Below are 9,716 nucleotides of genomic sequence, written 5' to 3'. Positions count from 1 at the left end.
AACAGGCCCCGGACACGCCGTCCGCACCCACCCTCGCCGCACCGCAGCCCGGTACCGAGGCGGACCACGTGCTCCTGCCGGTAGTCCTCTCGGGCGCCGACAGGTCGGCGGTGCGCGCTCAGGCGACCCGCCTGGGGGACTGGCTGGAGGGTCCCCACGGTGAGGATGCCGGAGTGGCCGACGTGGGTCTGGCGTCCGTCGCGACCCGGACCGTGTTGGAGCACCGCGCCGTCCTGCTCGCCGCTGACCGGGACGACCTGCTCAGCGTTCTGCGCGCGCTGGCCGACGGCAGCACGGCGCCGGGGCTCGTCCAAGGTGCCGAGTCGCGCACAGGCAGGACGGCCCTGATCTTCGCCGGTCAGGGTTCCCAGCGGCTGGGCATGGGGCGGGAGCTGTACGACACGTACCCGGTGTTCACCGAGGCCTTCGACGCGGTCGACGCCGAACTCCCCTTCAGCCTGCGGGAGGTCGTCTTCGGTGACGACGAAGGTGCCCTGAACCGGACCGAGTTCGCTCAGCCCGCCCTGTTCGCCCTCGAGGTGGCGCTGTTCCGGCTGCTGGAGTCGTGGGGTGTACGACCGGACGTGCTGGCCGGGCATTCGATCGGTGAGATCGCTGCCGCCCATGTAGCAGGGGTGTGGTCCCTTGAGGACGCCTGCCGCCTGGTGGCTGCGCGTGGCCGGCTGATGCAGGCGCTCCCGGAGGGCGGCGCGATGGTCGCCCTGCAAGCCGCGGAGGAGGAGGTGCTGCCGCTGCTGGACGGTGCCCAAGTGGACCTGGCCGCGGTCAACGGCCCGCACGCCGTGGTGATCGCCGGTGCCGCCCAGGCCGTGGACGAGGTCGCCGCTCGTTTCCGTGCCCAGGACCGCAAGGCCACCGCCCTGCGGGTCAGCCACGCCTTCCACTCGCCGCTGATGGAGCCGATCCTCGCCGACTTCCGCAAGGTCGCCGAGAGCCTGACCTACGACCGGCCGGAGCTGCCCCTCGTCTCCACGGTCACCGGCCGGGCGGCGAGTGCCGAGGAGCTGATGTCGCCGGAGTACTGGGTCGGTCACGTACGGCGCACCGTGCGCTACGCCGACGCCGTGCGCGTCCTCGCCGAGCAGAACGTGACACGCTACCTGGAGGTCGGCCCCGACGGCACCCTCACCGCACTCGCGCAGGCCTGCCTCGACGACACCGGGGCGGCGACGCTCGTCCCCGCGCTCCGCAAGGACCGCCAGGAGGTGCCCGCGCTGCTCACCGCGGTCGCGGGGCTGTTCACCCATGGCGGTGATGTGGACTGGCGGCCGCTGTTCGCCGGAACCGGTGCTCGCCCCGTCGACCTTCCGACGTACCCCTTCCAGCGGAAGCGGTTCTGGCCGTCGGCGTCGCACCGCCCCGGTGACCTGGCCGCCGCCGGACTCGGGGCTGCCGGACATCCGCTGCTCGGTGCCGCCGTCGCACTCGCGGGAGGTGGCACGGTCCTCACCGGACGCGTCTCACTGCGTTCCCACCCGTGGTTGCGCGATCACGGCGTCCAGGGCGCCGTGGTCTTCCCGGGCACGGGCTGGGCCGAGCTGGCGTTGCGGGCGGGCGCGGAGGTGGGCTGCGCCACGGTCGAGGAGCTGACCCTCGCGGTGCCCCTGGTGGTTCCGGAGCAGGGGACGGTCCGTCTGCAGGTCACCGTCGGGGTGGCCGACGCGTCGGGACGCCGTGCCGTGGAGCTGCACTCGCGCCCGGAGGACGGGCCGGACGACATGCCGTGGACGCTGCACGCCGACGGAGTCCTCGCACCGCACCGGGCGCAGGGCGTCGACGAAGCGGCCCGCGGCCTCACGCAGTGGCCGCCGCGGGATGCCGAGCCCCAGGCCGTTTGCGACGTGTACGACCGGCTCGGCGCGGCGGGGCTCGCGTACGGCCCCGTGTTCCAGGGGCTGCGCGCGGTGTGGCGGCGCGGTGACGAGGTGTTCGCCGAAGTAGCCCTGCCGGAAGAGCAGGAGCCGCTCGCCGGCCGTTGCGGACTGCATCCGGCCCTGCTGGACTCCGCCCTGCACGCCGTGCTGTTCGGCCCGCTCGGCGAGTCGGGTGCCGGCCGGCTGCCGTTCTCGTGGGACGGGCTGTCGCTGCACGCCGCCGGTGCGCGCGCCCTTCGGGTGCGGATCGCCCCGGCCGGAGCAGACGCGGTGACCCTCGAGCTGGCCGACCCGGCCGGTGGCGCGGTCGCCACCGTCGAGTCACTCACGCTGCGCCCGGTGCCGTCCGGCCTGAGTGCCGTACGCGGCGCCGCAGCCGCCTCCGGCACCTACCGGATCGACTGGACCGCGCCACCCCTCCCGGTCCCGGCCGCCGAGGAGGCGGCGCCGGCAGCCGGCGGCACGGTCCTGCTGGCGTACCGCGACACCCCGGACCGCGACACCACCGCCCCGCCCGGCGGACTGCCCGTCCGCAGCTGGCCGGAGCTGACCCGGGCCGTGCGGGACGGTGACGGCGTCGCACCCCGGACCGTGCTGCTGCCCTGGAGCCGTCCGGGCGATGCCGCCCCGACCGGCCACGCCGCAGCGGCCCACACGGCGACCGCGGAAGTTCTCGCCCTTCTGCAGGAGTGGCTGGCGATCGGCGAGTTCACCGACACCCGCCTCGTCGTCGTGACGCAAGGCGCGGTGGCCGCCGCACCCGAGGAGCAGCCGGACCCGGTGCCGGCCGCCGTGTGGGGGCTCGTGCGCTCGGCCAGGACGGAGAACCCCGGGCGTCTCGCACTGGCCGACCTGGACGGCACCGCCCAGTCCTGGGACGCGCTGGCCGCCCTCCTCACGCGGCCGGACGCCCTGGCCGAGGAGGGCGAAGTCGCCGTCCGCGCCGGCACGGTGCTCACGCCCAGGCTCGTCCCGGTGCCCCTGACCGCGCCCACCGACGCGGACACCCGCGGCCGCGACGAGGACACCGGCGCCGACGGCACGGACCTCGCCGCTCGTCTCGCGGACGGCACCGTCCTCGTCACCGGCGGCACCGGCGGACTGGGCGCCCTGGTCGCCCGCCGGCTGGTCATCGAACACGGCGTGCGCCACCTGCTGCTGGCCGGGCGGCGGGGTGCCCAAGCGCCCGGTGCGGCCGAACTCGCCGCGGAGCTGACCGGTCTGGGCGCCGACGTCACGATCCGCGCCTGCGACGTGGCCGACCGCCCGGCACTGGAGCAACTGCTCGCCTCGGTCCCGGCCGACCGGCCCCTGACCGCGGTCGTGCACACCGCGGGAGTGGTCGACGACGGCGTGGTCACCTCGCTCACCGGGGAACGGCTGCGCACGGTGCTGCGCCCCAAGGCGGACGCCGCCGACCACCTCGACGCGCTCACCCGTGACCTGGACCTGGCCGCGTTCGTGCTGTTCTCCTCGGTGTCCGGCACCTTCGGCGGCGCCGGACAGGCCAACTACGCCGCCGCGAACGCCTATCTGGACGCCGTCGCCCTGCGGCGCCGCAGCCTCGGCCTGCCCGCGGTCTCGCTCGCCTGGGGCCCGTGGGCGCCCGGCACGGGCATGACCGGCGAACTGACCGACGGCGACCTGCGCCGCATGGCACGCGGCGGCGTACGGCCACTCGCCGTCGAGCACGGCCTCGCCGTCCTGGACGCGGTGCTGCGGCACAGCCCGCACCCCCTGCTGCTGCCGGTCGGCCTCGACTTCCGCACCCTGCGCGAACTCGACGCCGTACCGCCGCTGCTGCGGGGACTGGTGCGCGGCCCGTCCCGGCGCGCGGCGCACCCCGCCGGGCCCGGCGGGGGCGGAGAACTGCGGGCCCGGCTGTCGGCACTGCCCGCCCCGGACCGCGAACCGCTCCTGCTGGACCTGGTCCGTGACCTGGTGGCCCAGGTGCTCGGCCACGCCTCGGCCGCCGACGTCGAACCCGGCCACGCGTTCAAGGTGCTCGGATTCGACTCCCTCACCTCCGTGGAGCTGCGCAACCGCGTCAACGCGGCCACCGGGCTGAGGCTGCCCGCGACCCTGGTCTTCGACCATCCGTCGCCCGCCGCGCTCGCCCGGCACCTGCTGACCGCGCTCGCCGGTGACGCCCCGGACCCGCACGGCGCGGTGCCGGCCGCCGCACGCGGCGCGCACGACGACCCGGTGGTCATCGTGGGCATGGCCTGCCGGTACCCCGGCGGGGTCGAATCGCCCGAGGACCTGTGGCGACTGGTCACCGAGGGCGGCGACGGGATCGGTGACTTCCCCGCCGACCGCGGATGGGACCTGGACGCGCTGTACGACCCCGAGCCCGGCCGGCTCGGCAGGACGTACGTCCGCCGCGGCGGATTCCTGTACGACGCGGCGTCCTTCGACGCCGGCCTGTTCGGCATCTCGCCGCGTGAGGCGCTGGCGATGGACCCGCAGCAGCGGTTGCTGCTGGAGGTGTCCTGGGAGGTGTTCGAGCGGGCCGGCATCGACCCGACGGCGCTGCGCGGCAGCCGCACCGGGGTCTTCGCCGGCGTCATGGGCCAGGACTACCACTCCTGCCTGCGCAACGGGGAGCACGACTCCGACGGCTACCTGCTGACCGGCAACACCAGCAGCGTCCACTCCGGCCGCATCGCCTACACCTTCGGCCTCGAGGGCCCCGCGATGACGGTCGACACCGCCTGCTCCTCCTCCCTCGTCACGCTGCACCTGGCGGCCCAGTCGCTGCGCGCCGGAGAGTGCGACCTGGCGCTCACCGGCGGCGTGATGGTGATGTCCACCCCGGACACCTTCGTCGACTTCAGCCAGCAGCGCGGCCTCGCCTCCGACGGGCGCTGCAAGTCCTTCGGCGCCGGAGCGGACGGCACGGCATGGTCCGAGGGCATCGGCATGCTCGTGCTGGAACGGCTCTCCGACGCCCGCCGCAACGGACACCGGGTACTGGCCGTCGTCGCCGGTTCGGCCGTCAACCAGGACGGCGCCAGCAACGGCCTGACGGCACCGAACGGTCCCGCGCAGGAACGGGTCATCCGGCACGCACTGGCCGGTGCCGGCCTGCGGGCCGCCGACGTGGACGCCGTGGAGGCGCACGGCACCGGCACGCCGCTGGGTGACCCGATCGAGGCCCAGGCGCTGCTCGCCACCTACGGACAGGACCGCGAACGCCCCCTGTGGCTGGGCTCCTTGAAGTCGAACATCGGTCACACCCAGGCGGCGGCCGGCGTGGGCGGTGTGATCAAGACGGTGATGGCGATGCGGCACGGGCTGCTGCCGCGCACCCTGCACGCGGACGAGCCGTCGCCGTTCGTCGACTGGTCGGCCGGTGACATCGCTCTGCTGACGGAGAACGTCGAGTGGCCCCGACCCGGCGACCGTCCTCGGCGGGCCGGTGTGTCGTCCTTCGGCATCAGCGGCACCAACGCCCACGTCATCATCGAACAGGCCCCCGACTTCCCCGACTCCCCTGACTCCTCGGACTCCCCGGACGCCGAGAGCGACGGAACGGATCCGGAGCGTGGCGACCTGCCCATGACCCCGGTGCTGCTGTCCGCCGCGTCCGAGGGCGCCCTGCGCGGCCAGGCCGAGCGGCTGTGGGCCCGGGTCGAGGCCGAACCGCAGCTGCGGCTGAGCGACCTCGGACTGTCCTCGGCGCTCCGGCCCTGGCTGGAGCACCGGGCGGTGGTCCTCGCGACCGGGCGTGACGAAGTGCTGCGCGGCCTGCGCGGCCTCGCGGCGGGCGAACCCGGCACCGGCGTCCTCGTCGGCACTCCCGGCCGCTCGGGCCGCCGGCTCGCCTTCCTGTTCGCGGGCCAGGGCGCACAACGCCTGCGCATGGGAGCGGAGTTGTACGCGACGTTCCCGGTGTTCGCCGAGACCTTCGACGCGGTCGACGCCGAGCTGCCGTTCGGTCTGCGTGAGGTCGTGTTCGGTGACGACGAAGGCGCCCTGAACCGAACCGAGTTCGCGCAGCCCGCCCTGTTCGCGCTGGAAGTGGCGCTGTTCCGGCTGCTGGAGTCGTGGGGTGTGCGGCCGGACGTGCTGGCCGGGCATTCGATCGGTGAGATCGCTGCCGCCCATGTAGCAGGGGTGTGGTCCCTGGCGGACGCCTGCCGGCTGGTGGTGGCGCGCGGCCGGCTGATGCAGGCGCTGCCGGAAGGCGGCGCGATGGCCGCGGTGCAGGCCACGGAGGAGGAAGTACTGCCGCTGCTGGCGGGCCGCGAGGCCGAGATCGGCATCGCCGCCGTCAACGGGCCGCAATCGGTCGTGGTGTCCGGTACGGCCGAGGCCGTCGAGGAGGTCGCCGCCCACTTCCGCGCCCAGGAACGCAGGGTGACCGGCCTCCGCGTCAGCCACGCCTTCCACTCCCCGCTGATGGAACCCGTGCTCGCCGAGTTCCGGGCGGTGACCGAGAGCCTCGTCTGCGCCGAGCCGCGGATACCTGTCGTCTCCACGCTGACCGGCCGGCCCGCGACGGCCGCGGAACTGATGTCGGCCGACCACTGGGTGGAACACGTACGCCGCCCGGTGCGGTTCGCCGACGCCGTGCGCCGCTTGGACGAGCAAGGCGTCGGCCGGTTCCTGGAACTGGGTCCCGACGGCACCCTGACCGCCCTCGCCCAGGGCGGCCTCGACGGCGAGGACCGGCTGCTGGCCCCGCTGCTGCGCAAGGACCGGCCGGAGCCGGTGACCCTGCTCTCGGCCGTCGCGGAACTGCGCGTCGACGGGGGTCGGGTGGACTGGCGGGCCGTCTTCTCCGGCACCGGCGCGACCGTCGTGGACCTGCCCACCTACGCCTTCGAGCACGAGCGCTTCTGGCCGGAGGGCGCCTCCCCGGGCGGCCGGCCGGCCGCGGGCTCCGCCGACCGCGCGGACACCGGCTTCTGGACGGCCGTCGAGCGCGGCGACGCCCGTGCGCTGGCCGACTCCCTCGACGTGGCGGCCGACACGCTGGACGGCCTGCTGCCCGCACTGTCGGCCTGGTGGCGCGGGCAGCAGGAGCAGTCACGGGTGGACGACTGGCTCTACGGCCCGGGCTGGAAGCCGCTCGGGGCGGTCACCGGCACCGCCCTGCCGGGCCGCTGGCTGGCGGTCCTGCCCGCCGGATCGCAGGACGGGGCATGGCCGTACACCGTCCTGGACGGTCTGAAGGCGTGCGGCGCCGAGCCGGTCCCCGTCGTCCACGAACCCGGCACCGACCGGGCCGCCCTCGCCGCCCTGCTCGCCGGGGCCGCGGGGGAGGAGCCGGTCGCCGGCCTGCTGTCCTTCCTCGCCCTCCCGGAGCATGACCCCGGCGCCGCCCCCGGCGGCGGGACCACCCGCGACGGTGGAGGCGAGGACGACCGCGTCCCGGCCGGTCCCGCCGCCACCGCCGTACTCCTGCAGGCCTGGGGCGACACCGGCCTCGCGGCCCCGGTATGGGCGCTGACCACGGGCGCGGTCCGCGTCAACCGGTCCGACGGGGCACCCGATCCGGCCCAGGGCGCCGTATGGGGACTGGGCCGGGTCGCGGCGCTGGAGCACCCCGGCCGCTGGGGCGGTCTCGTCGACCTGCCCCCCGTGGTGGACCGGCGCGCGGTGGGCCGCCTGGCCGGCGTGCTCGCTGGCCGCACGGGCGAGGACCAGGTGGCCATCCGGACGACCGGTGTGTTCGGACGCCGCATCGGCCGGACCACGCCCGGCAGCCTCGGCGCGGGCTGGCGTCCCGCGGGCACCGTGCTGATCACCGGCGGCACGGGCGCGCTGGGCACCCGAGTGGCCCGCTGGGCCGCCGCGCACGGCGCGGAACACCTCGTACTCCTCAGCCGGCGGGGACCGGACGCGCCCGGCGCCACCGGACTGCGCGACGAACTGGCCGCTCGCGGCGTCCGCGTCACCGTGGCCGCCTGCGACGCGGCGGACCGGGAGGCACTCGCCGGGCTGCTCGCGCGGCATCCGGTGGACGCGGTCGTGCACACGGCCGGCGTGCTGGACGACGGGCTGATCGACACGCTCACCCCCGAACGGTTCGCGGCAGTCCTGCGCGCCAAGGCCGTCGCCGCGCGCAACCTCGACGAGCTGACCCGGGACCGGAACCTGTCCGCGTTCGTGCTGTTCTCGTCGTTCGCCGGCGCCATCGGCTCCCCGGGCCAGGCCAACTACGCCGCGGCCAACGCGTATCTGGACACCCTCGCCGAACGGCGCGGCGCCGCCGGACTGCCCGCCACCTCCGTGGCGTGGGGGCCTTGGGCGGAGGGCGGCATGGCCGCCGGCGGCAGCACCGAGGAGTACCTGCGCCGGCGCGGACTGACCGGTCTCGACCCCGACTCGGCACTGGTGGCGCTGGAACGACTGGCGGCCGCCGGCGAACCGGCGACGGTCGTGGCCCGGGTCGACTGGACGAGGTTCGCCCCCGCGTTCGCGGCGGGCCGGACCACCGCCCTGTTCGCCGACGTCCCGGAGGCCGACGCCGCGCTGCGGGACGCCGCCTCCTCGGTGGACGCCGACGCGCTGCGCGGCCGGCTCGCCGGACTCGACGCCACGCAACGCACCGCCGCACTCGTGGAGCTGGTGCGCGAGCAGGCGGCCCTGGTCCTCGGCCACGCCCGGACCGACGCGGTGGACCCGGCCCGCGCCTTCCGGGAGGCCGGCTTCGACTCGCTGACCGCCGTGGAGCTGCGCAACCGGCTCGGCGCGGCGACCGGACTGCGGCTGCCCGCCACCCTGGTCTTCGACCACCCCGCGCCGGTGGACGTCGCCCGCCTCCTGGACGCCGAACTCGCCGGGGACGGCGGCGAAGCCGCGGGATCGGGCGTCGTCGCCGAGCTCGACCGGCTGGCCCGGGCACTCGCGGCCGAGGCCGGGACCGCGGGCGCGGCCCAGCAGGAGATCACGGCGAAGCTGCGCCACCTGCTGGCGGTGTGGACCGGCGGCGAGACCGCCGGCGAGGCGGACGACACCGTCGCCCGACTGGACACGGCGACGGACGACGAGATGTTCGACCTGATCGACAAGGAACTCGGGATCTCCTGACCAGCCGGCCCGGGCGACCGACCGTTCACGGTTTCTGCGAGGAAGTGGAGCACGATGGCGAGCACTGAAGAGAAGCTGCGGGACTACCTGAAAAGGGTGACGGCGGACCTCCGCCAGACCCGCAAGCGCCTTCATGACGCCGAAGCGGGCCGGCAGGAGCCCGTCGCCGTCGTCGGTCTCGGCTGCCGGTTCCCCGGAGGCGCGGACACCCCCGAGGAGTTCTGGCGGCTGCTCCTCGAAGGACGTGACACGGTCGCCGGCTTCCCGGCCGACCGCGGCTGGGACCTCGACGGCGTCCTCGACCCTGCGGGCGGCCCCGGCACCACCTACGCGCGCCAGGGAGCCTTTCTCCACGACGCCCCCCTGTTCGACTCGGCGTTCTTCGACATCTCCCCGCGCGAGGCCATGACCATGGATCCCCAGCAGCGCCTGCTGCTGGAGACCTCCTGGGAGGCGCTGGAACGCTCGGGCATCGAACCGGGCGGCCTGCGCGGCACCCGGACCGGCGTCTTCATGGGCACCAACGGCCAGGACTACCTCGCCCTCCTGCTCGACCGGCCCGAGGAGTCCGAGGGCCACCTGACCACCGGCGTCACCGCGTCGGTGTTGTCGGGGCGGGTGTCGTATGTGCTGGGCCTGGAGGGGCCTGCGGTGACGGTGGATACGGCGTGTTCGTCGTCGTTGGTGGCGTTGCATCTGGCGGTGCAGGCGTTGCGGTCGGGGGAGTGTGATCTGGCGCTTGCCGGTGGTGTGACGGTGATGTCGACGCCGGGTGCGTTT

General features: G+C 75.1%; 2 protein-coding genes. Both read left to right on the top strand.

Annotation, left to right across the window (positions count from 1 at the left end):
• Positions 1 to 173 precede the first annotated feature (173 nt).
• The gene (locus tag AQJ66_RS40320; RefSeq protein WP_244162932.1) at positions 174 to 8,936 is read left to right on the top strand and encodes a type I polyketide synthase; all 8,763 of its coding nucleotides are present in this window, start codon (positions 174 to 176) and stop codon (positions 8,934 to 8,936) included.
• Between the two features lie 54 nt (positions 8,937 to 8,990).
• A partial coding sequence (locus tag AQJ66_RS25485) for a beta-ketoacyl synthase N-terminal-like domain-containing protein (RefSeq protein ID WP_061926645.1) occupies positions 8,991 to 9,716 on the top strand: 726 nt, incomplete at its 3' end.

The organism is Streptomyces bungoensis, from assembly GCF_001514215.1.
Taxonomy (GTDB): Bacteria; Actinomycetota; Actinomycetes; order Streptomycetales; family Streptomycetaceae; genus Streptomyces; species Streptomyces bungoensis.
The sequence above is the reverse complement of the archived record's forward strand: the minus strand, read 5'-3'. Positions and strand labels throughout refer to the sequence as shown.